The organism is Amycolatopsis benzoatilytica AK 16/65 (assembly GCF_000383915.1).
Taxonomy (GTDB): Bacteria; Actinomycetota; Actinomycetes; order Mycobacteriales; family Pseudonocardiaceae; genus Amycolatopsis; species Amycolatopsis benzoatilytica.
Genome location: NZ_KB912942.1, coordinates 55,803 through 77,724 on the forward strand (window position 1 = coordinate 55,803; position 21,922 = coordinate 77,724).

Genomic DNA, 21,922 nt, shown 5'->3' on the forward strand with positions numbered 1-21,922 from the left:
CGGGTTGTCGCCACGTCCGGCCGCCGTGCAGGCTAGGTTGCCGGACGTGGTGCACGATCGCCGGTTCGGCCGGTTCCTGAAGCTGTCCGCCCTGGTCGCCGCTGGCGCGGTCGCGTTGTCCGCGTGCGGCGGCCCTAATCTGGGCAAAGAGAACTTCGCGCGTACGACGGTCCCGGCGTCCGGCGGCGGCGTGTCCGACGGCCCGATCACCGACCCCGCGGTCACTCAGGCCGTCCTGCGCGATCTGAAGCCGTGCCAGTTCGTCGATCAGACCGCGATGGCGCAGCTGGGCCAGCCCAAGAGCGACCCCGTCCCCTCCAGCACCGATTTCGCTTCCTGTCGCGGCAGCGCGACCGATCCGGGCGGCAAGGAAGTCAGGGCGAGCGTCGACATCGGCGACATCGTGCTGTCCGCGGACAAGACCACCGGTGCGGTCGGCGGCCTCCCTCAGGTCGAGGTGCCCGATGTCGGCAGCACGAGCGGCTGCGTGGTCAGCGCGCTCACCGGGCGGAATCCGAACATCGGCGTGTCGTTCCGGGTCGACTACGACGGCGGTGACGCCTGTGCGGCCGGCCGCAAACTGGTCGCGACGGCGGTCCAGAAGCTGCACGCGAGCCCGCAGAAGTACACGCCGGGCCCGGGCTCGGTAGTGGCCCTCGACCCGTGCACGCTGCTGGACCAGAGCGCGGTCGAGGCGGCGGTGAAGGGTGGCAAGCCGCTGCTGACTGGTCTGCACAACTGCACCTGGGGCCTGATCCCGAGCGTCCTGGTGACGATGCGGCCAGGCGTGGCGCCGTCCGAGGGCGACGGCTGGCTGAAGGCCGACGTCGGCACGCCGAACCAGGCGTACTCGAAAGCGGGCAACTCGAGCGGGGCCGGGTGCAAGGTCGCCTGGAAGCACCGGCAGTGGCTGAACGACCAGGTCGAGGTCGTCCAGTTGGAGTACCTGAACCAGGACGGCGACCAGCAGAAGGACGATCCGTGCGGCAAGGTGGTCGCGCTGGCGAAGAACCTGGCTTCGAAACTGCCCGCGGCCTGAGCCAGGGGTGCTTTGCGGCGGGCGGGGCGACCTCCTAGGTTGGGGTCGTCCACGACGCCGAGGTGCCGGAGGTCCGCCATGAAGAAGATCATCAACGATCCGGCGGCCGTCGTCGCCGAATCGCTCAGAGGGCTCGCGCTCGCGCACGCCGATCTGCTGCGAGTGGAGGATGATCCGGCTCTGGTGGTGCGCGTGGACGCGCCGGTGGCGGGCAAGGTCGCGGTGATCTCCGGCGGCGGTTCCGGGCATGAGCCGCTGCACGGCGGCTTCGTCGGCCCCGGGATGCTGGACGCCGCGGTGCCCGGCCCGGTGTTCACCTCGCCGACTCCGGACGCGATCCAGGCCGCGGTCACCGCCGCCACCGGTCCGGCCGGGGCACTGCTGATCGTCAAGAATTACACCGGCGACGTGCTGAACTTCGAGACCGCCGCCGAACTGGCCGCCGCGGAGGACCTCGACGTGCGCAGCGTGGTCATCGACGACGACGTGGCGGTCAAGGACTCCACCTTCACCGCTGGCCGCCGCGGTGTCGGCGGCACCGTGCTGCTGGAGAAGATCGTCGGCGCGGCGGCCGAGCGCGGCGACTCTCTCGACCAGGTGGAAGCGCTGGCGCGCAAGGTGATCGGCCAGGTCGCCTCGATCGGGGTGGCGCTGTCCGCGCCGACCGTGCCGCACGTCGGCGAGCCGAGTTTCGACCTCGGCCCGGACGAGATCGAGTTCGGCATCGGCATCCACGGCGAGCCCGGCCGCGAGCGGATCCCGGCCGAGCCGGCCGACGCGCTGGTCGCCCGGATGGTCGAGGCGGTGGTGTCCGACCTGCCGTTCGAGTCCGGCGACCGGGTGCTGTTGTTCACCAACTCGATGGGCGGCACGCCGCAGCTGGAGCTGTACCTCGCGCACGGCATCGCCGAGCGGCTGCTGGCCGAGCGCGGGATCGTGGTCGAGCGCAGGCTGGTCGGCCCGTACATCACCAGCCTGGAAATGCAGGGCATCAGCCTGACGCTGCTGAAACTGGACGACGAGCTGACGCAGCTCTGGGACGCGCCGGTGCGCACGCCCGCGCTGCGATGGGGGATTTGATGAGCTGCACTGCCGGGGGGCTCGCGGCCGCGTTGCGCGCCGCTGCCGAAGTCATCTCCGAGCACCGCGACGAACTCGTGGAACTCGACCGCGCGATCGGCGACGCCGACCACGGCGAGAACATGAAGCGGGGCTTCACCGCGATCGTCTCCGCGCTGGACACCGCGGTGCCGGAAACACCTGCCGCGGTGGCGAAACTCGCTGCCACCACACTGATCTCGAAGGTCGGCGGCGCGGCTGGCCCGCTGTACGGCACGGCCTTCCTGCGCGCTTCGGCCAAGCTCGGCACCGCGGCGGAGATCGACGTGCCGCTGCTGCGGGAGGCGCTGCGCGCGGCGCTGGAAGGCGTGCAGGCGCGCGGCAAGGCGGTCGCCCGCGACGCGACGATGGTCGACGCGCTGCTTCCGGCGATCGCGGCCGCGGACGCGACGGACGGAACCGTCGCCGACGTGCTGGCCGCGGCAGCGGACGCGGCCGACGGCGGCGCGGAGTCCACTGTGGACTTGGTGCCGCGCAAGGGCCGCGCTTCCTACCTCGGCGAACGCGCGGTCGGGCACATGGACCCCGGCGCGCGTTCGACCGCGCTGCTGCTGCGTGCGTTCGCGGAGGCGGCCCGGTGAGCGTCGGAATCGTTCTCGTGTCGCACAGCGCGAAACTGGCCGAGGGCCTGGCCGAACTGGCCGCCCAGATGGCCCCGGACGTCCGGATCGTCCCGGCCGGCGGGCTGCCCGACGACGGCGGCATCGGCACCGACTACGACGAGGTGGTGGCCGCCACGCAGCGGGCCGATTCCGGCGACGGCGTGGTGCTGCTCTACGACCTCGGCAGCGCGCAGATGACCGCTGAGCTGGCGGTCGAGTCGCTGGCCGATCCGTCGGCGGCGGTCGTGGTCGACGCGCCGCTGGTCGAGGGCGCGGTGGCGGCCGCGGTCGCCGCACAGGGCGGCGCGGACCGCAAGGCGGTCGGCGAGGCCGCGGCGAGTGCCGGTCTCGCGCCCGACCTGGCCGCCGTGGAGCTGTCGGCGGACGGCGAGGACGGCGTGGTGCAGAAGGAGTTCACCCTGGCCAACGAGGTCGGCCTGCACGCGCGGCCGGCCGCTATCCTGGTGCGCAGCCTGGCTTCGTTCGACGCGGAGGTGTCGGTCCGGCTGGGTGAGCAGGAGGCGGACGCGCACAGCGTGCTGGCGCTGATGTCGCTCGGTGCCCGCCAGGGCGACCGGATCATGGTCCGCGCCCGCGGTCAGCAGGCGGCCGAGGCGGTCGCGCGGGTTGCCGAGCTGGTGGAGTCGAACTTCGGGGAGTGACCAGGGATTTCCGTCCGGGTGACTTCCCCGGGACTGACTCGATTCCGAAGTGCTTTTGGCAGTTCCGCGTGGCACAGTGAGCGGAAATTACCAGCGGGTAACCTCTGGAGGCCCTGTGGCACGGGAAATCTCGACGGTCGGTGTGGTCGGACTGGGCACGATGGGCGCGGGCATCGCCGAGGTGCTCGCGCGCAGCGGGCTCGACGTGGTCGCGGTCGAGCTGGACGAGGCGGCGGTCGAACGCGGCCTCGGGCACCTGCGGCATTCCACCGAGCGGGCGCTGGCCGGCGGGAAGCTCGACGAGGCGGGCCGGGAGGCGTTGCTCAGCCGGGTCCGCTGTTCCACGTCGCTGACCGACCTGTCCGAAGTGGACCTGGTGATCGAGGCGATCCCGGAGAATCTCGCGGCGAAGGCCGCGGTGTTCGCCGAACTGGACAAGGTGACCAGGCCGGACGTGGTGTTCGCGTCCAACACGTCGTCGCTGTCGATCACCGAGATCGGCGTGCACACCGCGCGGCCGGGCAAGGTCGTCGGGATGCACTTCTTCAACCCGGCGCCGGTGCTCAAGCTGGTCGAGGTCGTGCGCACGGTGGTGACCGAGCCGGACGTGGTCGCCGACGCGGTGGCCTTCGCCGAGCGGCTGGGCAAGTCGCCGGTGGTGATCGGCGACCGGGCCGGGTTCATCGCGAACGCGCTGCTGTTCGGCTACCTCAACCACGCGGTCCGGATGTACGAGCAGCGCTACGCGACTCGGGAGGACCTCGACGCGGCGATGCGGTTCGGCTGCGGGTACCCGATGGGCCCGCTCGCGCTGCTCGACCTGATCGGGCTGGACACCGCGTACGAAATCCTCGACACGATGTATCACCAGTCGCGGAATCGGCTGCACGCGCCGGCTCCGTTGCTGAAGCAGATGATCACTGCCGGGCAGCTGGGCCGCAAGAGCGGGCACGGCTTCTACGCTTACGACGCGCCGGATTCGCCGGTCGTGGTCGACTCGGTCCCTTCATCCACTGTGGACTCCGCGGAAGCGCGTCCGGTGCGCTCGGTCGGCGTGATCGGCACCGGCACGATGGCCACCGGCATCGCGGAAGTGTTCGCCAAGCGCGGGTTCGACGTCGTGCTGCGGGCGCGGAGCATGGAGAAGGCGCAAGCGTCGGTCGCGAAGGTGAAAAAGTCGCTGGACAAGGCCGTGGTGCGGGGCAAACTCTCCGAAGAGGACGCGGCGGCCGCGCTGTCCCGGATCCGCCCGGTGACCGAGTTCGAGGAACTGGCGAACGCCGACCTCGTCGTGGAGGCGGTCGCCGAGGAGCTTTCGGTCAAACAGGCGGTGTTTTCGGCGCTGGACGAGGTCGTGCGGCCGGGCGCGGTGCTCGCCACCACGACGTCGTCGCTCCCGGTCATCGAATGCGCGGCGGCGACTTCCCGGCCCGGCGACGTGGTCGGGTTGCACTTCTTCAACCCGGCTCCGGTGATGAAGCTGGTGGAAGTGGTGTCGACGATCGCGACCGCGCCGGACGTCACCGCGACCGCGACCGCGGTGTGCACGGCGGTCGGCAAGCATCCGGTGCACTGCGGCGACCGGGCCGGATTCATCGTGAACGCCCTGCTGTTCCCGTATCTCAACGACGCGGTGAAGATGCTGGAGGCGCACTACGCGTCGGCGGACGACATCGACACCGCGATGAAGGTCGGTTGCGGTCTGCCGATGGGACCGTTCGAGCTGCTGGACGTGGTCGGCCTCGACGTCTCGCTGGCGATCGAGCGGACGCTCTTCAACGAGTTCCGCGAGGAAGGGTACGCGCCCGCGCCGCTGCTGGAGCATCTCGTGACCGCCGGACGGCTGGGCCGCAAGACCGGCAAGGGGTTCAAGGACTACTGACCGGTCACGGGTACCCGGCGGGCCGCTTCCTCTCGCTGAAGTCCGTGAGGGGCTCCTCGAGGGACTCAGATTCCCTCGAGGAGCCCCTCACGGACCATCGCGCACCGGGTCCACCGCGAGCCCGCGGAGACTGGCGGGTCGGCGTCTTCCGGGAGGGGCCGGCACACGCGGCCGGCTGCTCCTCAGCCTCGCCGCCGAATCCGCGCACCGGTCTGCCCTGGCTCGCCCTCCTCCGGCGGCAGCAGCGGGCCGCCCTGCCACTGCTGGAACACCAGATTCGTGTGCACCCGGGCGACCTCGTCGCGCGAGGTCAACTCGTCCAGCACCAACCGCTGAAGTTCGGCGGCGGACGTGGTCGCCACGTGCGCGAGAAAGTCGTCCGGCCCGGTCAAGTGGTAGACCGCGCGAATCTCCGGCAATGCCAGCACATGCTCGACGAACTGCTCGACCAGCGGTCGCCGATGCGGCCGGACCTGTACGAACAGGAAGGCCTCCAGCGGGCGGCCCAGCTTCGCCGCGTCCACCTGCGCGTGCTGCCCGGTGATCACCCCCGTCTCCCGCAGCCGGGCGACCCGGTCGAGACACGTCGACGGCGCGAGCCCGACTGCCGCCGCCAGCTCCTTGTTGGACGTCCGGGCATCGTTCTGCAGCACTCGGAGAATTTCAAGATCAACCGGACTCAGTTCGACAGAAGATGACACAGCCGAATTCTAACCGAGACCATTGCGCAGATACCGGCTGTTGTCCGAACGTGACTGCATGACTTCCGCCCTGCGCACCCGAGCCGTGCACGCTGGTCGCGACGATCTCGCCGACCTTGGCCTGCACGCTGCCCCGCTCGACTTCTCCACGACCTACCCCTCGCGCGACAGCGCCGAGGAGGCCCGCCGGATCGACGAGTTCGCCGCGGGCGGGAACGTCACCGGCATCTACGGCCGGATCGGCAACCCGACCGTCGAGCGGTTCGAGCAAGCGTTGGCGGAACTGGAAGGCTTCGAGCACGCGGTCGCCTTCGCGAGCGGCATGGCCGCGGTGTCGGCGTGCCTGCTTTCCGCCGTCACGCAAGGAAAACGGCACATCGTCGGCGTCCGCCCGCTGTACGGCTGCACCGATCACCTGCTCACCACCGGTCTGCTCGGCACCGAAGTCACCTGGAGCTCGCCGGAGGACGTCGCGGACGCCCTGCGCCCGGACACCGGTCTGGTTTTCGTGGAAACGCCCGCGAACCCGACCCTGAGCGAACTGGACATCGCCGCCCTGACTGAGGCGTGCGGCGACGTCCCGGTGCTGGTCGACAACACGTTCGCCACTCCGGTTCTGCAGCGCCCCGGCCGCCTCGGCGCGAAACTCGTTCTGCACAGTGCGACGAAGTTCCTGGGCGGCCACGGCGACGTGATGGGCGGAGTGGTCGCTTGCGACGCCGAAGAAGCGGCCCGCCTGCGGTCCCTTCGCTTCGCCACCGGCGGCGTCCTGCACCCGCTGGCCGGGTACCTGTTGCTGCGCGGACTCTCGACGCTTCCCCTCCGCGTCAAGGCGGCTTCCGAGACTGCCGCGGTGCTGGCCGAACGACTCGCTTCGCACCCCTCGGTAAGCGCCGTGCACTACCCCAAGCTGGGCGGGCCCCTGGTCGCCTTCGAGGTCACCGGAGACCCGCACGCGGTCGTCGGCGCGGTCCGGCTGATCACGCCCGCGGTGAGCCTCGGCAGCGTGGACACCCTGATCCAGCACCCGGCGTCGCTCACCCACCGAATCGTGGCCGAAGACGACCGAACCGGCTCCGGCATCACGCATGGCCTGCTCCGGCTTTCCACCGGACTGGAGGACGTCGAGGACCTGTGGCTGGACCTGGACCAGGCGCTGAAATCCTGCTGATCGAGTCAGTCCAGGCGAGGCCCGGCCACTCGGCCGGGCCTCCGCTGTTTTCGCGCGGGCTGTCGGTGCGAAGCAGCGCCCGGGCACGCGACCAGGCCGCGAAACCCGCGGGCTTGACCCGCCCTGCGAGGAACTAGCCAGAAGGTCAGCCGCAGCAGCCGCCACCACAGCAGCCGCCGCTGGCCGGGGCAGGGGTGGCTGCGGAGCCGGTCAGCGCGACAGTCGTCAGCAGTTTGACCGTGTCGGTGTGGCCTTCGGGGCACGCGGCCGGCGCACTCGACTCGCTCATCGGGCGCATGAGCTCGAACGTCTCGGTGCAGTCGCGGCAGCGGTAGGCGTAGGTGGGCATGACGGTGATTATCGCTGCCGCGCCTCGTTGGTGGGAAGCTGTCCCGGTGGATGTGCCTCAGTACGCGGATGTTCCGCATCTCAGCCAGGTCGTGCCGTCGTTGCTGGGCTCGCTCGGCGTGCCCGGCGAGGCCCGCAGCCTCGACCTGCCGGAAGCCCGCAGCGCCTGCGTCCTCCTGATCGACGGCCTCGGCTGGGAACTGCTGTCGCAGCATGCCGCCGACGCCCCGGTGCTCACCGAACTGGCCAGCCGTCCGTTGCGCGTCGGCTTCCCGTCGACGACGGCGGCCGGCGTCGCCGCGATCGGGACCGGCCTGGCGTCGGGTGAGCACGGAATGGTCGGCTACACCTTCGAGGTCCCGGGCGCCGGAGTGCTGAACGCCCTCCGCTGGCGCTCCCACGACGACGGCAGCGACCTCCGCGGCGCTCTCCCGCCGCGAGAAGTCCAGCCGTTGCCGACCACCTTCGAACGCGCCACCGCAGCCGGCATCGAGGCCGCGGTGGTGTCATCGGCGCATTTCGCCAACACCGCCTTGACCCAGGCGACGCAGAGCGGCGCTCGCTACGCCGGCGTCCATGCGCTGGGGGATCTGGCCGCGCGCACCCTGGAGATTCTTTCCTCACGGGCGTTTTGCTATGCCTACCACAGCGAATTGGACTTGCTGGGCCACCTGTACGGCCCCGGGTCGGCCGCCTGGCGGATGCAGCTGCGCCACGTCGACCGGCTTGTCGAGTCCATTGTGGAGGACCTGCCGTCCGGTGCCTTGCTGGCAGTGGTGGCCGACCACGGAATGGTGACCGTCGAAGAGAAACTGAATCTGGAAGACACCCCGGAGCTGCTGGCCGGCGTCCGCGCTTTCGCCGGGGAAGTCCGCGCCCGGCACGTTTACGCCGAACCGGGCGCGACCGCCGACGTCGTCGCGGCTTGGCGCGAGGTACTGGGCTCACGGGCCTGGGTGCTGCCCCGCGACGAGGCGATCGCCGCTGGCTGGTTCGGTGCTGCGGTAACAGACCGGGTTCGACCGAGGATCGGCGACGTGGTCGCCGCGGCGACCGGGACGTTCGGCATGGTCCGCGAACTGGCGGAAGCGGTCGAGACGAACCTGATCGGCCAGCACGGTTCGCTGACGACAGCCGAGCAGCTCGTCCCGCTGGCGATCGCGCACGGCTGACCGGAGGGTCCGGCTCCCGGCTAATCGGGCTGAGCCGGGCGGCCAAGCCGCGTGCCGAGAGTGCGGCCGCGATTTTCGTGCCTTGTTCGGCTGATTGGCCGCGATCTTCCCGCCGGTCTCTGGCGGGCCAGTCAGTCCTGTTCGCGCCTGGCCCACCGGCCCGTCGTCGCCAAGCATCCCGCGGCCATGGCGGCGAGCACCGCGCCGGAGAAGAACATCCAGGTCGCGTTCGCGGTCCCGGCCAGCCCGCCGACGAACGTCCCGACCGCGATCCCCACGTAAATCCCGGCCGCGTTCAACGAGATCACCAGCGGGGCCTCACCTGGCGCCGCGGCGATCAGCCGATACTGCTGGGGCGGCGTCTGACACCAGCAGCTCGCACCCCAGGCCACCGCCAGCACACCGGCCGCGACGGGGAACGTGCCGGCGAGTAAAGACAATCCGCCCAACGCGGCGAGCGCGCAGACCATCACCGAATAGCCCGCGACCAGGACCCGCGTCCCGCCGAACCTGTCGGTCAACCGGCCGGACAGCTGCGCGCCAACGATGGCGCCGACGCCGTAAAGAAGCAGCATCCACTGTGTGTCTTCAGGGGAAACGCCGACGGCCCCGAATGCCGGAATCGCGTAGGCGTACGCGGTGTAGGCCGCGGCCATGCCCAGCACGGTCACGGGCAGAATGATCCGCACGCCGCGGTTGCGCAGCACGGCTAAGCGTGTCGTCAGCGGAAGACGGACTCCGCCGCTCAGGTACGGCAGCAGGGCCGCCAAGCCCGCTCCGGCGAGCAGGCAAAGCCCGGCGACCAAGCCCAGCGCGGCCCGCCAGCCCATCACTCGAGAGGCCAAGTTCCCCAACGAAACCCCGATCGCCGTGGCGATCGTCAGACCGCTGATCACGAGTGCCAGCGCGCGGCCGCGGCGCTCCGCCGAGACGAGCGACGAGGCGGCCACGCCGGCGTTCGGCGTGAACCCGGCCGCGCCTGCCGCTGCCAGCGCACGCGACACCAGCAACAACGCGAAACTCGGAGCGAGCGCGGTGCCGACATTCGCCAGCCCGAGGACGACGAGTGCCGCCACCAAGAGCCGGCGTCGGGGAACGGTGGCGGTGAGCGTCGCGAGCACAGGGGAGAACACCGCGTAGCACAACGCGAACACGGTCATCGAGTAGCCCGCCGCCGCTTCGGACACCCGGAGTTCGCTTGCCATCTGCGGCAGGAACCCGGCGACGACGAACGCGTCCGTCCCGACCGCGAACGTGCCGAGCGCCAGCAACGACACCTGGCCACCAGCTCGGCGGGAAGCTGTCTCCGGTGCATTTAATGAGACACTCAATGTCCCGATTCTCCTTCCGAAAAAGGGCCTCGCCGCTCAGGTTGTAGTCGCAGGTCAGGCGGGTCTTTTACGAACCGCCGGTTGCGGTCGGTGGTCAGGCGGGTCTTTTACGAACTGCCGGTTGTGGTCGCTGGTCAGGCGGGTCTTCTACGAACCGCCGGTTGTGGTCGCTGGTCAGGCGGGGTTCTCGACGAACCGCCGGATCCGGTGCCGGGCCGCGGGCGGACTCGACGCGAGCAAATCGGCGAGGGTCTGGCCGGCAAGCTCGCGCCGCCAGGCCAGCTCGGCTTTGCGCATGGCCCGCGCGATCCCGCACGGCCGGGCGAACTCCTTCGCCGCCGCGGACGATCCCGCTCCGCGCTGTCGGATCTCAGCGCACTGGAACGGATCCGCGCTGCCCTCGATCGCGGTGACGACGTCCATCAAGGTGACCGACTCCGGCGCGCGGCCGAGCCGGTAGCCGCCGCGCGCGCCGGCTTCGGAGCGGAGGATGCCGCTCTTCGCCAGGGGCTGAAGCTGCTTCTTCAGGTACTCGGGCGGAAGGTCGAAGACCTCGGCGAGCCGCCCGACCGGAATCGGGGCGAGATCGTCGAGCCACGCGAGCACCAGGCAACAGTGCAGGCCCCACTCGATGCCTTCGCTCATCCGCATAATGGGGATGCTACACATCCCGATTATGCGGCGAAAGCTGGTTGCCCAGTCTGGGCAGGGCAGCCACCGGCAGGCAGGAGAGCTGATCATCGTCGGCAGGGTCCTCCCGCCGCCGCCCGCGGCTGCCGGTTACCGTTCAATTCGTGCCCCGACGCAATACTCCCGGCCGCGGTCGGCCCGGCCGCGGCGAGCAGCCCAGCCTGGGTGCGATCAGCGGCTGGGCGCACTCCGAATCCGGCCCCGACGGCGACTGGCTCGTCCGGACCGTGCCGGGTTCGCACGCCGCCAAGACCTACCGCTGTCCCGGCTGTGACCACGAGATCCGGCCGGGCACGCCACATCTGGTGGTGTGGCCCGCGGACGACACCGGCGGCGTCGCCGACCGCCGGCATTGGCACCGGCCTTGCTGGGAAGCCCGGGCTCGCCGACGCCCGAACCGTCGCCGCTGACTGGCTGCGCGATCGATGGGAGCCTTCTCATCGATCATGCTCGGGATCGCCGTCCTTCGGCGCCGCTGTTATGCACGGCCGTCGACGGCGGCGTTCCGTCAGCACTCCTGAACCGGCGGCGTTCCGTCAGCACTCTTGAACCGGCGGCGTTCCGTCAGCACTCTTGAACCAGCCGGAATCGCGCGCGTTCCGCCGCCGCGATCCACGCTCCCGTCGGGAGCTGAACCAGCCGGAGTCTCCGCGGCTCGCCCCGCCCCGCCCCGCCACAGCCCCTCGGCCCGCCCCGCCCCGCCACAGCCCGCTCGGCCCGTCCGTCAGGGGCCCCTTGAGGGAATCTAAGTCCGGCAATGGGCCCTTCACGGACGCGCCTGAGGCCGCTAGCGTTTTGCCGCCACCAGGAACCGCGTGCGTTCCGCCACCACCAGGAACCGCGAGCGCCCCGCCACCGCCTCAGCCGCCCGGGTCCGAGCTGGGCCGCCGCCTTCGGCCGCCGGCCGCCGCATTCGTCCGCCGGTCGCCGCCTTCGTCCGCCGGCCGCCGCCTTCGGCCGCCTACCGGCGGAAATGCCGCGACATCGCTCCGTCGTAAACGTCCTCCTGGTACTTCGTGAAACCCAGCTTCTCCACGACCCGCAGCGACGGCTCGTTCGTCACCGTCACGCTGATCAGCACCGGAATCTCCGGGATCTCCCGTTCCGCCCACTCCACCGCCGCCCGGGCGGCCTCCAGCGCGTAGCCCTTTCCCCACGCCGACGGGCGGAACCGGTACCCCAGGTTCAGCACCTTCTCTCCCCGGAAATCCCGCTTCCGTACTCCGGTCATCCCGATCACGTCCGACCCGTCCGCGGCCGCCGGCTTGCCGCGTTCCCGCACTGCCAGATAGCCGTAGCCGAGCTCGGCCCAATGCGCGAGCCAGCTGTCGAAGGTCAGCCGCGTGGTGGCGGCGTCCGGCGGCCGCGGGTTGAACCGGTTCGTCTCCGGATCGGTCTGGATCTCCAGCACCGCCTGCCGGTCCGCCTCCACGAACGGCCGCAGCACCAGCCGTTCCGTCACGATCTCTGTCACTCGTCCGACCATAGCTGCGGGGTACGACAAGAACCGGCGAGAATGCCGTCATGAGCGAGACCGACCTGCCGACCGAACCGCCGTCCGCCGAAGTCCCGTTGGTGCTCTTGCACGCTTTCCCGCTCGACGCGCGCATGTGGGACCCGGTCCGTGCGCCGCTCGCCGAGCGGCTCCGCGTCATCACGCCGGACCAGCGCGGCCTCGGCCGCAGCCCGCTGCCGGAGACCGACGCCGAGCCGAGCCTCGCGCACGCCGCCCGGGACGTCGTCGCGCTGCTCGACAAGCTCGGGCTCGACCAGGTGGTTATCGGCGGCTGCTCGATGGGCGGTTATCTCGCGATGGCCGTCCTCCGCGAGGCTCCCGAACGCGTCGCCGGGCTCATTCTCATCGACACCAAGGCGACTTCGGACACGCCAGAAGCCGCGGAGATGCGTGAAGTCGTCGCGAAGCGCGCCGAGGAAGAAGGCGTGGCCGGCTGGCTCGCTGACGCGAACCTGCCGAAGCTGCTCGCTGACACCGCGTCTCCGGACGTCGTCACGCGCGTACGTGAACTGATCGACGCACAGCCGCCGTCGGGGGTCGCCTGGGCTTCGCGCGCGATTCGTACTCGGCCCGACTCGGTGGAGCTGCTGCGCGAAACGGAGATTCCGGCGCTGGTAATCGTCGGCGAGCGCGACATCCTTACGCCGCTCGAGGACGCGAACACCATGGTGGAAGCGCTGCCCAACGCGACTCTCGTCGTGGTTCCCGAGGCCGGTCACCTGTCGTCGTTGGAAGCGCCCGCAAGCGTTGTCGAGGCGATCCTCGGCTGGTACCCGGTCAGCTGAAGTACTCCGCTGCGGTGACGCGCGCCTCGTCCAGCCGGTCTGGGAACCGCTGTGCGATCAGGAAGCGCCACGCCACCGCGAAAACCGACCGAAGCTGCGTACACGTCGCGAGGACGGCTTCGTCCGCTTCGCCCGGGTACGCGGCGAGGAATTCCGGCCCGCCTTGGCGCGCGAGGATCGCCAGGTCCCATTCGAGCGGTCCGCGCCACGCGTCTTCGAAGTCGAGCCAGCACGGGCCGTCGGCGGTCTGGATCAGGTTGCCGGGGTGCGCGTCGCCGTGCAGGGGCTGGCCGGGGCCGGTCGGCAGGAGTGCTTCGAGCCGGTCGCATTCCGCGCCGATCCGCTCGCCGAAGCCGTCCAGCGCGGCGGTGTTGAGGGCGATCAGGCCGCGCAGTTCCGAAACTGGCCCGCGATCGGGCAGTTCGCCCGGATAGTCGCGCAGCGCGCGGTGCACCTCGGCCAGCGATCCGGCGACCTCGGCCGGGGAGTGCCGATGGCCAGGATCGTGATCGGTCCAATGCCAGAGCGTGACCGGCAGGCCATCCGCGAAATGGGGGCCGGCCGGGGGATCCGTCGTCGGTGAGACGACGCGCACACCACGCTGGGTGAGATGTGCCGACAGTGCGACGTCCCTCTCCAGCCACGGCGTCGCGTCCGGCCGCAGCAGCTGGGTCGTGCCGGGGATCCGCGCGACGACCGGACCCATCCTCACCAGCACGTTCGAGCGCTCGTGGAGCACCCGCGCGGCCTCGGTGCGGAGGCCGAACCGGCGGCCGACCGAGAGCGCCGCGGAGACCGCCGCATCGCGGTGCGGGTCTGCCATGCGGTGATCTAACCAGCCGGTGCGAGCGACCGTCGGCACCGAGGGCTACGATCCCCCTAGCCGCCCGGATCAGGCCCGCCTGAAGCCCGAGCGACTGAACAATTTGACCACCACCAGGCTGCAGTGTTGGAGGCAGGAGTGACGGCCGTAGCCCCGAAGCCGATCGCAACGCGCCCGTATCCCGCGCGCGAGACGGCAAAGGGTTCGTACCTGCTGCGGTTGTTCCGCACGACGGACCACAAGCAGATCGGGATCATGTATCTCGTCGCGTCGTTCGCCTTCTTCATGGTCGGCGGCGCGATGGCCATGCTCATGCGGACGGAGCTCGCCCAGCCGGGCCAGCAGTTCCTGTCCCAGGAGCAGTACAACCAGCTGTTCACCATGCACGGCACGGTGATGCTGCTGCTGTACGCGACGCCCAGCCTGTTCGGGTTCGCGAACTTCATCCTGCCGCTGCAGATCGGTTCGCCGGATGTCGCGTTCCCGCGCCTGAACGCGTTCTCGTTCTGGCTGTTCCTCTTCGGCAGTCTGATCGTGCTGTCCGGCTTCCTCACCCCGGGTGGCGCCGCCGACTTCGGCTGGTTCGCCTACACGCCGCTGTCCGACGCGATCCACTCGCCAGGCGTAGGCGCCGACCTGTGGATCGCCGGTCTAGCGGTATCCGGTCTGGGCACGATCCTCGGTGGCGTCAACATGATCACCACCGTGGTGTGCCTGCGCGCGCCCGGCATGACCATGTACCGGATGCCGATCTTCACCTGGAACATCCTGATCACGAGCATCCTGATCCTGCTCGCGTTCCCGATCCTCACCGCGGCCCTGTTCGGCCTGATGGCGGACCGGCACCTCGGCGCCCACGTGTTCGACCCCGCCAACGGCGGCGTGATCCTGTGGCAGCACCTGTTCTGGTTCTTCGGCCATCCCGAGGTGTACATCGTCGCGCTGCCGTTCTTCGGCATCGTGTCGGAGATCTTCCCGGTGTTCAGCCGCAAGCCGGTGTTCGGCTACAAGGGCCTGGTCTTCGCGACGCTGTCGATCGCGGCGCTGTCGGTGGCGGTGTGGGCGCACCACATGTACGCGACCGGCGCGGTCCTGCTGCCGTTCTTCTCCTTCATGACGTTCCTCATCGCGGTCCCGACCGGCGTGAAGTTCTTCAACTGGATCGGCACGATGTGGAAGGGCCAGCTGTCCTTCGAGACGCCGATGATCTTCTCGATGGGCTTCATCGTCACGTTCCTCTTCGGCGGTCTGACCGGCATCATGCTGGCCGCGCCCGCGATCGACTTCCACGTGTCGGACAGCTACTTCGTGGTGGCGCACTTCCACTACGTGCTCTACGGCACGATCGTGTTCGCGACCTTCGCTGGCATCTACTTCTGGTTCCCGAAGATCACCGGCCGGATGATGGACGAGAAGCTCGGCAAGTGGCACTTCTGGACCACGTTCATCGGCTTCCACACCACGTTCCTGGTGCAGCACTGGCTGGGCGCGGAAGGCATGCCGCGGCGTTACGCGGACTACCTGGCCAGCGACGGGTTCACCACGTTGAACACGATCTCCACGATCGGCGCGTACATCCTCGGGGCGTCCACGCTGCCGTTCATCTGGAACGTGTTCAAGAGCTACCGCTACGGCGAGATCGTCACGGTCGACGACCCGTGGGGCTACGGCAACTCGCTCGAGTGGGCCACGTCCTGCCCGCCGCCGCGGCACAACTTCACCGAGCTGCCCCGGATCCGTTCCGAGCGGCCGGCGTTCGAGCTGCACTACCCGCACATGATGGAGCGGATCCACGCGGAAGGCGAGATCGGGTTCTTCGGCAAGGCCAAGCACCTGGCGGCGCCGTCGCAGAAACTGGTCGAGGCCACGATGCCGGGCGACCACGGCAAGGACAACGCCAGCGAGCAGTAGGCGATTGAGTCTGAAGGGCGCGTGCCCGGCCACTTGGCCGGGCACGCGCCTTTTTCGCGTAGTGAGCGGTTGAGGTCCATGAAGGACTCCAGGTCCGGCAAGCGGCCCTTCACGGCCTGGTGAGCGCGGATGCGGCAGGCTGGTTACCTGGTGAGGCCGTACCCCCGTTCGTGGTGCGACGGTGTGAAGCAGGGCACGAGGGCGTTCTGCCTGCCGCCTGGGGAGGCCAGACTGGGTGTGCCGACTCGCCGTGACCGAATGTCGGCGCCGAGACGAACGAGGGATAGCGAACCAGTGACCCAGACTCCCGTCCTCATCACCACGACCGGTCCGGACAGGCCCGGCGTCTCGTCCGTCCTGTTCGCCGTGCTCACCCGGCACGACGTGGACGTGCTCGACATCGAGCAGGTGGTGATCCGCGGGCAGCTTGTGCTCGGCGTGCTCGCCGGCGTCTACCGCGACCCGGAAGGGCTCCAGGAGTCCGTCGAGCAGGCCATGGCGACGGTCGGCATGCAGGTCGAGGTCCGGATCGGCGAAGCGATCGGAGCGGACCCGTTCGCGCTCGGGCGCCGGGACTCCTCGCATGTGCTGGTGCTGCTCGGACGGCCGGTGACGGCGCGGGCGTTTTCCGAGGTCGCGCGGCGGCTGGCGGGGGTCGAGGCGAACATCGACTCGATTCGCAGCGTCGCCGACTACCCGGTGACCGGGCTGGAGCTGTACGTCTCGGTGCGGGAAGACACCGAAGAGGCCGACGCCGAACTCCGGTCCACGCTGGCGGATGCCGCGTCGGAGGCGAACATCGATGTCGCGGTGGAGCGGGCCGGCATCACGCGCAGGGCGAAGCGGCTGGTGGTCTTCGACGTCGATTCCACGCTCATCCAAGGCGAGGTCATCGAGATGCTCGGTGCGTACGCGGGGGTCGAGGAGAAGATCCGCGAGGTCACCGAGGCCGCGATGCGCGGCGAGCTGAACTTCACCGAATCTCTCGAGCAGCGGGTTTCGCTGCTCGCCGGGCTGCCGGAGTCGGTGCTGGACGAGGTCGCAAAGGCGGTCGAGCTCACCGCGGGCGCTCGGACGACGGTGCGCACGTTGAAGCGGATGGGCTTCCGCTGCGGCGTGGTGTCCGGCGGGTTCACCCAGGTCATCAGCCATCTGGTCGAGGACCTGGGGCTGGACTTCGCGGCCGCCAACGAGCTGGAGATCGTCGACGGGAAACTCACCGGCCGGGTCGTCGGAGAGGTCGTGGACCGGGCTGGAAAGGCGACGGCGCTGCGGCGGTTCGCCGGACAGTACGGGGTCCCGCTGGAAGCGTGCGTCGCGGTCGGCGACGGCGCCAACGACATCGACATGCTCGGTGCGGCGGGCATGGGCGTCGCGTTCAATGCCAAGCCGGCGCTCCGGGAGGTCGCCGACACGGCGCTGTCGCACCCGTACCTGGACGCGGTGCTGTTCGTCCTCGGCGTCACGCGCGCCGAGGTCGAGGCGGCCGACGCGGCGGACGGGCTTGAGCTGGTCCGCCCGTGAACCCAGTGCTCGAACCGCTGCGCAGCCGGTACGCGACCTGGCTCGGCCTGCCCGCGGAGGACACCGCGGACACTTCGGACGAGAACCCGGACGAGGTCCGCGCGATGCCGATCATTCTGCGGATCGAGCGGGCTGAACCACCGGGGCGCACCGCGCTGCTCGAAGCGGCAGCCGCGGCGGCCTTGGCGGTGTGCTTGGACGAGCGTGCGGCTCCTGGCGGCGAATGGGCCGAGCCGGTGCACGCGTGGCTCGACAACCGGATTCGCAAGGTCGCGCGGCGGGCGCGCGGGACGCACTGGCAAGCCGTGCTCGACCAGCCGGGAATCACCGTGGAGGTCGACGGGGCAGAGGCGCGCGCTCTGGTGCCCGGGCTGGTCAAGGAAGCTCCGAAGGAGGTCTCGCGGCTGCAGATCTCCGGGAGCGAGCTGCCTGCCGACACGCCCGGTCCGGCCCCGGCGGACGTGCCGTTGCTGATGCTCAACCCGGAAGTGCCGATGACCGTCGGGAAAGCGTCCGCCCAGGTCGGGCACGCGACGATGATCCTCGCCGCGCTGCTGTCCGACGCGGAGCTGGCGGCCTGGGCGGCGCGGGACTACCGGGTCGCGGTGCGGACGCCCAGCCCCGGGCGGTGGAAGGAACTGTGCCCGGTCGACGACCCGGAAGCCGGCTGGCGCGAGAACCGGGTGGTCGCGGTCCGGGACGCCGGATTCACCGAGGTCGACCCCGGCACGATCACCGTGCTGGCGCAGCACCCCTGAGGAACATCGGCGCGGTCGGCACGGTTGGTGCCGAGGCGATCAGTCAGACGAGGGAAGGTGCCGGGATGACCCTGGAAGTGCAGCGCGAAGGCAAGCACAGCTTTGTCGGCCGCAACGAACGCGGCGCGGAGGTACGGGTCGGGCGGGCCGGTGCGGAGGGCGCGTTCTCGCCGTCGGAGCTGCTGCAGATCGCGACCGCGGGCTGCTCGGCGGTGACGGCCGAGGAGCTGATCACCCGCCGGGTGGGCGAGGACTCGAAGTTCCGCGTCGAGGTGTCGGCTGACCGGCGCGAGGGAGCCTCGGAGCTGGACGCGGTGCGGGTGGCGTTCGACGTCGACGTGTCCGGGCTGGACGAGAAGCAGCGGGCGGCACTGGCCGGTGCGGTGGACCGCGCGATTGAGCGGCTGTGCACGGTGCGCCGGACGCTGACGAAGGGGATTCCGGTTACCGAGAGCTTCCCGAAGGAATGAGCGGTGGCGCGGCTCCGTCGGGGGTGGCGGAGCCGCGGGCGGTGCGTTTTCGGCCTGGATGGCGCAGCCGCGCGGGTGGTGCGGGGAGGATTCTGCGGAGCCAGGCTGAGCCCGCGGCAGCCGTCCGGCGGCTGTCACCGGCTCCGGCAGGGCGAATCCGGCCGTGAGGTGCAGGTCTGGCGGGGGCCCGGCCGTGACACGCAGGTCTGGCCACCGAGTGCGAAACCCCGGCGGCCGCCCTCAGTCCTGGGGCGCGGTCAGCTCTGCCACACCACGTACGCCTGGTCGGCGTCCGTGGTCATCGCTTCGACGAACTTGTCGTTGTCGAACCCGGGCAGCGTCTGCAGGCGCTCGATGAGCGCGTCCGCGGCCGGGTCGCCGCTCGGGACCGCGGTGCCTTTGCCGTCATTGCCGACGAGCATGAAGAAGACGTCTTCGTTCCACGGTCCGTCGGGGATGACTCTCACCATCACGGATTGCAGCTCCGACCAGGCCACAGCCTCTTCGCTGCCGTCGGCGAGCCGGCGCCGCACGCCGGTGTCGTCGACACTGACGGTCCGGGATCGTGCGTTGGACGAATCCTGGGTCAACCGGTGCTCCCTGTCGTGGTTCGTTCCGTTCACCGTACCCGCTTGCCCCGTGCGCTCCGTCACGCGGGCGCGGCCGCGTCGAGCCGCTTCAGCGCGTCCCGGGCGACCTGCGGATCTGTCGTGGGCCAAAACGGCGGCAGCGACGCACGCAGGAAACCGCCGTAGCGGGCGGTGGCCAGGCGGGAGTCCAGCACGGCCACCACACCGCGGTCGGTGACCGAGCGGTGCAGGCGGCCGGTGCCCTGCGCCAGCAAAAGCGCGGCGTGCGTGGCGGCGACGGTGAGGAACCCGTTGCCGCCCCTGGCTTCCACCGCGCGTTGGCGTGCCGAGGACACCGGGTCATCCGGCCGGGGGAACGGGATCCGGTCCACCACCACGAGCTGCAGCGACGGACCGGGCACATCGACGCCCTGCCACAGCGTGAGTGTGCCGAACAGGCAGGTGCGCGGGTCCGCGGAGAACTGCTTCACCAGCAACGGTGTCGCGTCGTCGCCTTGGCAGAGGATCGGGTGGTCGAGGCGTTCGCGCATCGCCTCCGCGGCCTGTTTCGCGGCGCGCATCGACGAGAACAGGCCGAGCGTGCGGCCGCCGGCCGCTTCCACCAGTTCGGCCAGTTCGTCCATTGTGGACTCGGCAAGGCCGTCGCGGCCGGGCGGCGGCAGATGCTTGGCGAGGTAGAGGATCCCGTTGCGGCGGTGGTCGAACGGCGAGCCGACGTCCAGACCGGTCCACTTCGGGCCGGTGTCCTCATCCGACGGGGCTTCCTTGTCGGTCGCCGTGCCGGGCGCCTTCGTGACGCGCGCGCCGCCGGGCGGAAGGCCCCATTGCCGCGCCATCGTGTCGAATTCCCCGCCCAGGGTGAGCGTCGCCGAGGTGAGCACGGTGGTGTGCTGGTTGAACACCCGCTCCCGCAACAACCCCGCGACGCCGAGCGGCGCGACCTTCAACGCGGGCGGCCGCGGGTTCGCGGAGTACTTGTCGCCGGTCAGCCAGACGACGTCGCGCTGGTGCGCCAGATCCTCGTCGTAGGCGTCCAGCAACCGGACCGCGGTGTCGTGCACCTCTTCCAGCAGCGAACGCGCCAGTTTGCGCGCGGTGGCCTCGCCGACGTCCTCCTTGCGGTCCGAGCCCAGTGCGGTCAGGCATTCCTTCGCCGCGTCGCGCACCGCGGGGATCGCGCCCTGCAATGGCTTCGGCAGCGTGTCCAGCCGTCCGGCCGGGATGTCGTCGAGGATCAGCGCCAAGCCGTCGGACGATTCCAGCAGCCGGTCCGCGATGCCCGCGTCCATCAGCTTCCCGCAGCGGCGGGCGGCGGCCGACACCATGGCGCTGGTCAGCTCGCCGGTGGCGACCGAGGTGACCCGGTCGACCAGGTCGTGCGCCTCGTCGATGATCACCAGGTCGTGGTCCGGCAGCACCTGGTAGCCCTGCAACGCGTCGATCGCGAGCAGCGCGTGATTGGTGACGACGACGTCGGCGCGGCCGGCTTCGGCCCGGGCGCGCTCGGCGAAACAGTCGGTGCCGACCGGGCACTTCGCCGCGCCGAGGCATTCCCTCGCGGTGACGGAAACCTGCCGCCACGCCTGGTCGGACACGCCGGGCACCAGCTCGTCGCGGTCGCCGGTCTCGGTGTCCGACGTCCACTCGTGCAGCCGGGTGACTTCCTTGCCGAGCCGGGACACCGCGAACGGATCGAACAGCTGCGCGTCCTCCGGCTCGTCCGCCGGGCCGGTGTCGAGCCGGTGCAGGCACAGGTAATTGCGGCGGCCCTTGAGGATCGCGAAGGTGGGTTCGCGGCCGAGCGGCTTCTTGAGCGCCTTCGCCAGCCTCGGGAGATCGCGGTCGACCAGCTGGCGCTGCAGCGCGATGGTGGCGGTGGAGACGACGACGGTGGTGTCTTTCTCCACCGCGTGCCGGATGGCCGGGACCAGGTACGCCAGCGATTTGCCGGTGCCCGTCCCGGCTTGCACGGCGAGGTGTTCGCCGGTGCGGATGGCGTGGCCGACGGCGTCGGCCATCTTCACCTGGCCGGGGCGTTCGGCGCCGCCGACGGACTCCACCGCGTGGGTGAGCAGTTCGAGGACGCCGGGGAAATCGGTTCGGGCGGGCACAGCCAGACACGATAGCCGCCAGGCCCGACAGGATCTTCGATCCGGCGCGAACGGACCGCTCGCGCCGGATCGAAGCCGTGCTCAGTCTTCCTTGCGGAACCGGGAAACCGCAGCCCAGGCGAGCGGCAGCACACCCGCCGCGACGACCGTCTTCAGCAGGTCGCCGACGAGGAACGGGGCAACGCCCTTGTCGAACGCGGTGGCCAGATCGAACCCGGTGACGGCCATCAGCCACGGCACGCCGAACGCGTAGATGGCCAGATTGCCGAGCACCATGGTCCCCGCCGTGCGCAGCGGGGTGCGGTCGCCGCCGCGCCCGGCGAGCGCGCCCACGAGCGCGCCGGCGAAGACGAAGCCGACGATGTAGCCGGCCGAGGCGCCGGACAGCCCGGACGTGCCGCCCTGGAACCACGGCACGCCGACCGCGCCGACGAGCAAGTACAGCAGCATCGAAGCGGTGCCGCGGCGCATCCCGAGCGTCGCGCCGACCAGCAGCGCCGCGAAGGTCTGGCCGGTCATCGGCACCGGGGTGCCGGGAAGCGGGATCACCAGCTGCGCGGCCGCGCCGGTGAGCACGGCACCGCCCGCGACCAGCGTCAGGTCGCGCACCAGAGTGCCGGGGACCAGGTCAGCCAGCACCTGGCGGCGACCGGAGAGAGACAGTGACGACACGAGACCTCCAACCACGGGAAAACGGACGTCCGGGCAGGTTATCGC

At 70.3% G+C, this 21,922-nt stretch carries 22 protein-coding genes; 13 read left to right on the plus strand and 9 right to left on the minus strand.

Annotated elements, in window-relative coordinates; genetic code table 11:
• Nucleotides 1-46: 46 nt before the first annotated feature.
• From AMYBE_RS0100295 to AMYBE_RS0100315, 5 genes are all read left to right on the plus strand, one after another.
• Nucleotides 47-1,039, plus strand: coding sequence for a DUF3558 domain-containing protein (locus tag AMYBE_RS0100295; RefSeq protein ID WP_020657319.1), 993 nt, complete (start codon nt 47-49; stop codon nt 1,037-1,039).
• Between the two features lie 78 nt (nt 1,040-1,117).
• Nucleotides 1,118-2,119: a dihydroxyacetone kinase subunit DhaK gene (dhaK, locus tag AMYBE_RS0100300; protein ID WP_020657320.1), complete on the plus strand. Its 1,002-nt coding sequence runs from the start codon at nt 1,118-1,120 to the stop codon at nt 2,117-2,119.
• Complete coding sequence (gene dhaL / locus AMYBE_RS0100305) at nt 2,119-2,739, plus strand: dihydroxyacetone kinase subunit DhaL (protein WP_020657321.1); 621 nt, start codon at nt 2,119-2,121, stop codon at nt 2,737-2,739. Before dhaK ends, dhaL begins: the two co-directional genes overlap by 1 nt.
• Nucleotides 2,736-3,422 carry a dihydroxyacetone kinase phosphoryl donor subunit DhaM gene (gene dhaM / locus AMYBE_RS0100310; RefSeq protein WP_020657322.1) on the plus strand — a complete coding sequence of 229 codons (687 nt, stop codon included), beginning with the start codon at nt 2,736-2,738 and terminating at the stop codon, nt 3,420-3,422. Before dhaL ends, dhaM begins: the two co-directional genes overlap by 4 nt.
• Nucleotides 3,423-3,537: 115 nt before the next feature.
• Nucleotides 3,538-5,304, plus strand: coding sequence for a 3-hydroxyacyl-CoA dehydrogenase family protein (locus tag AMYBE_RS0100315; protein ID WP_020657323.1), 1,767 nt, complete (start codon nt 3,538-3,540; stop codon nt 5,302-5,304).
• 182 nt (nt 5,305-5,486) lie between these two features.
• Here the strand turns inward: AMYBE_RS0100315 and AMYBE_RS40740 are convergent, their stop codons facing one another.
• A complete protein-coding gene (locus AMYBE_RS40740) occupies nt 5,487-6,005 on the minus strand; it encodes an Lrp/AsnC family transcriptional regulator (RefSeq protein ID WP_034286668.1) in 519 nt (172 codons plus the stop codon).
• Between the two features lie 58 nt (nt 6,006-6,063).
• On the opposite strand from AMYBE_RS40740, the gene AMYBE_RS0100325 reads away from it, so the two are divergent.
• Nucleotides 6,064-7,176, plus strand: coding sequence for a trans-sulfuration enzyme family protein (locus AMYBE_RS0100325; protein ID WP_020657325.1), 1,113 nt, complete (start codon nt 6,064-6,066; stop codon nt 7,174-7,176).
• Nucleotides 7,177-7,321: 145 nt separating this feature from the next.
• Here AMYBE_RS0100325 and AMYBE_RS0100330 read toward each other — a convergent pair whose 3' ends face one another.
• Entirely contained in the window at nt 7,322-7,525 is a 204-nt protein-coding gene (locus AMYBE_RS0100330) for an FmdB family zinc ribbon protein (protein WP_020657326.1), read from the minus strand.
• On the opposite strand from AMYBE_RS0100330, the gene AMYBE_RS0100335 reads away from it, so the two are divergent.
• Nucleotides 7,524-8,696, plus strand: a complete 1,173-nt coding sequence (locus AMYBE_RS0100335; RefSeq protein ID WP_425386891.1) for an alkaline phosphatase family protein — start codon at nt 7,524-7,526, stop codon at nt 8,694-8,696. The genes AMYBE_RS0100330 and AMYBE_RS0100335 overlap by 2 nt on opposite strands.
• A 131-nt stretch (nt 8,697-8,827) precedes the next feature.
• Here the strand turns inward: AMYBE_RS0100335 and AMYBE_RS0100340 are convergent, their stop codons facing one another.
• Together AMYBE_RS0100340 and AMYBE_RS0100345 are read right to left on the minus strand one after the other, a co-directional pair.
• Nucleotides 8,828-9,973 carry an MFS transporter gene (locus tag AMYBE_RS0100340; RefSeq protein ID WP_020657328.1) on the minus strand — a complete coding sequence of 382 codons (1,146 nt, stop codon included), beginning with the start codon at nt 9,971-9,973 and terminating at the stop codon, nt 8,828-8,830.
• A gap of 228 nt (nt 9,974-10,201) precedes the next feature.
• Nucleotides 10,202-10,678 carry an RrF2 family transcriptional regulator gene (locus tag AMYBE_RS0100345; RefSeq protein ID WP_020657329.1) on the minus strand — a complete coding sequence of 159 codons (477 nt, stop codon included), beginning with the start codon at nt 10,676-10,678 and terminating at the stop codon, nt 10,202-10,204.
• Nucleotides 10,679-10,821: 143 nt separating this feature from the next.
• On the opposite strand from AMYBE_RS0100345, the gene AMYBE_RS43745 reads away from it, so the two are divergent.
• Nucleotides 10,822-11,127: a hypothetical protein gene (locus AMYBE_RS43745; RefSeq protein ID WP_084469835.1), complete on the plus strand. Its 306-nt coding sequence runs from the start codon at nt 10,822-10,824 to the stop codon at nt 11,125-11,127.
• A 551-nt stretch (nt 11,128-11,678) separates the two neighbouring features.
• On the opposite strand, the gene AMYBE_RS0100355 is transcribed toward AMYBE_RS43745, so the two are convergent.
• Nucleotides 11,679-12,203 carry a GNAT family N-acetyltransferase gene (locus AMYBE_RS0100355; protein WP_027927242.1) on the minus strand — a complete coding sequence of 175 codons (525 nt, stop codon included), beginning with the start codon at nt 12,201-12,203 and terminating at the stop codon, nt 11,679-11,681.
• A 38-nt stretch (nt 12,204-12,241) separates the two neighbouring features.
• Here AMYBE_RS0100355 and AMYBE_RS0100360 point away from each other — a divergent pair, with 38 nt between their 5' ends.
• Nucleotides 12,242-13,018, plus strand: a complete 777-nt coding sequence (locus AMYBE_RS0100360) for an alpha/beta fold hydrolase (protein WP_020657332.1) — start codon at nt 12,242-12,244, stop codon at nt 13,016-13,018.
• Here the strand turns inward: AMYBE_RS0100360 and AMYBE_RS0100365 are convergent.
• On the minus strand, nt 13,011-13,841 hold the full coding sequence (locus AMYBE_RS0100365; protein ID WP_020657333.1) for a phosphotransferase: 831 nt from the start codon (nt 13,839-13,841) through the stop codon (nt 13,011-13,013). The genes AMYBE_RS0100360 and AMYBE_RS0100365 overlap by 8 nt on opposite strands.
• A gap of 138 nt (nt 13,842-13,979) precedes the next feature.
• On the opposite strand from AMYBE_RS0100365, the gene ctaD reads away from it, so the two are divergent.
• From ctaD to AMYBE_RS0100385, 4 genes are all read left to right on the plus strand, one after another.
• Nucleotides 13,980-15,752, plus strand: a complete 1,773-nt coding sequence (ctaD, locus tag AMYBE_RS0100370) for an aa3-type cytochrome oxidase subunit I (protein WP_020657334.1) — start codon at nt 13,980-13,982, stop codon at nt 15,750-15,752.
• Between the two features lie 294 nt (nt 15,753-16,046).
• Nucleotides 16,047-17,276 (plus strand): phosphoserine phosphatase SerB, encoded by a 1,230-nt coding sequence (gene serB / locus AMYBE_RS0100375; protein WP_020657335.1) that lies wholly within the window; start codon nt 16,047-16,049, stop codon nt 17,274-17,276.
• On the plus strand, nt 17,273-18,034 hold the full coding sequence (locus tag AMYBE_RS0100380) for a peptidyl-tRNA hydrolase (RefSeq protein WP_020657336.1): 762 nt from the start codon (nt 17,273-17,275) through the stop codon (nt 18,032-18,034). The genes serB and AMYBE_RS0100380 overlap by 4 nt, the downstream gene beginning before the upstream one ends.
• Nucleotides 18,035-18,099: 65 nt before the next feature.
• The gene (locus AMYBE_RS0100385; protein WP_020657337.1) at nt 18,100-18,504 is read left to right on the plus strand and encodes an OsmC family protein; all 405 of its coding nucleotides are present in this window, start codon (nt 18,100-18,102) and stop codon (nt 18,502-18,504) included.
• A gap of 257 nt (nt 18,505-18,761) precedes the next feature.
• Here the strand turns inward: AMYBE_RS0100385 and AMYBE_RS0100390 are convergent, their stop codons facing one another.
• The 3 genes from AMYBE_RS0100390 to AMYBE_RS0100400 all read right to left on the minus strand — a co-directional run bounded on the left by AMYBE_RS0100390 (nt 18,762) and on the right by AMYBE_RS0100400 (nt 21,877).
• Nucleotides 18,762-19,094: a hypothetical protein gene (locus tag AMYBE_RS0100390; protein ID WP_027927244.1), complete on the minus strand. Its 333-nt coding sequence runs from the start codon at nt 19,092-19,094 to the stop codon at nt 18,762-18,764.
• Between the two features lie 59 nt (nt 19,095-19,153).
• The gene (locus tag AMYBE_RS0100395; RefSeq protein WP_020657339.1) at nt 19,154-21,205 is read right to left on the minus strand and encodes an ATP-dependent DNA helicase; all 2,052 of its coding nucleotides are present in this window, start codon (nt 21,203-21,205) and stop codon (nt 19,154-19,156) included.
• Between the two features lie 81 nt (nt 21,206-21,286).
• Nucleotides 21,287-21,877, minus strand: a complete 591-nt coding sequence (locus tag AMYBE_RS0100400; RefSeq protein WP_027927245.1) for a biotin transporter BioY — start codon at nt 21,875-21,877, stop codon at nt 21,287-21,289.
• Nucleotides 21,878-21,922 lie beyond the last annotated feature (45 nt).

Bases quoted from the DNA above. Each gene is read 5' to 3' on its own strand.
- dhaK (WP_020657320.1), top strand. From the start codon at position 1,118: ATGAAGAAGATCATCAACGATCCGGCGGCCGTCGTCGCCGAATCGCTC.
- dhaL (WP_020657321.1), top strand. From the start codon at position 2,119: ATGAGCTGCACTGCCGGGGGGCTCGCGGCCGCGTTGCGCGCCGCTGCC.
- AMYBE_RS0100325 (WP_020657325.1), top strand. From the start codon at position 6,064: ATGACTTCCGCCCTGCGCACCCGAGCCGTGCACGCTGGTCGCGACGAT.
- AMYBE_RS0100335 (WP_425386891.1), top strand. From the start codon at position 7,524: ATGACGGTGATTATCGCTGCCGCGCCTCGTTGGTGGGAAGCTGTCCCG.
- AMYBE_RS0100330 (WP_020657326.1), bottom strand. From the start codon at position 7,525: ATGCCCACCTACGCCTACCGCTGCCGCGACTGCACCGAGACGTTCGAG.
- AMYBE_RS0100345 (WP_020657329.1), bottom strand. From the start codon at position 10,678: ATGCGGATGAGCGAAGGCATCGAGTGGGGCCTGCACTGTTGCCTGGTG.
- AMYBE_RS0100355 (WP_027927242.1), bottom strand. From the start codon at position 12,203: ATGGTCGGACGAGTGACAGAGATCGTGACGGAACGGCTGGTGCTGCGG.
- AMYBE_RS0100360 (WP_020657332.1), top strand. From the start codon at position 12,242: ATGAGCGAGACCGACCTGCCGACCGAACCGCCGTCCGCCGAAGTCCCG.
- AMYBE_RS0100365 (WP_020657333.1), bottom strand. From the start codon at position 13,841: ATGGCAGACCCGCACCGCGATGCGGCGGTCTCCGCGGCGCTCTCGGTC.
- AMYBE_RS0100385 (WP_020657337.1), top strand. From the start codon at position 18,100: ATGACCCTGGAAGTGCAGCGCGAAGGCAAGCACAGCTTTGTCGGCCGC.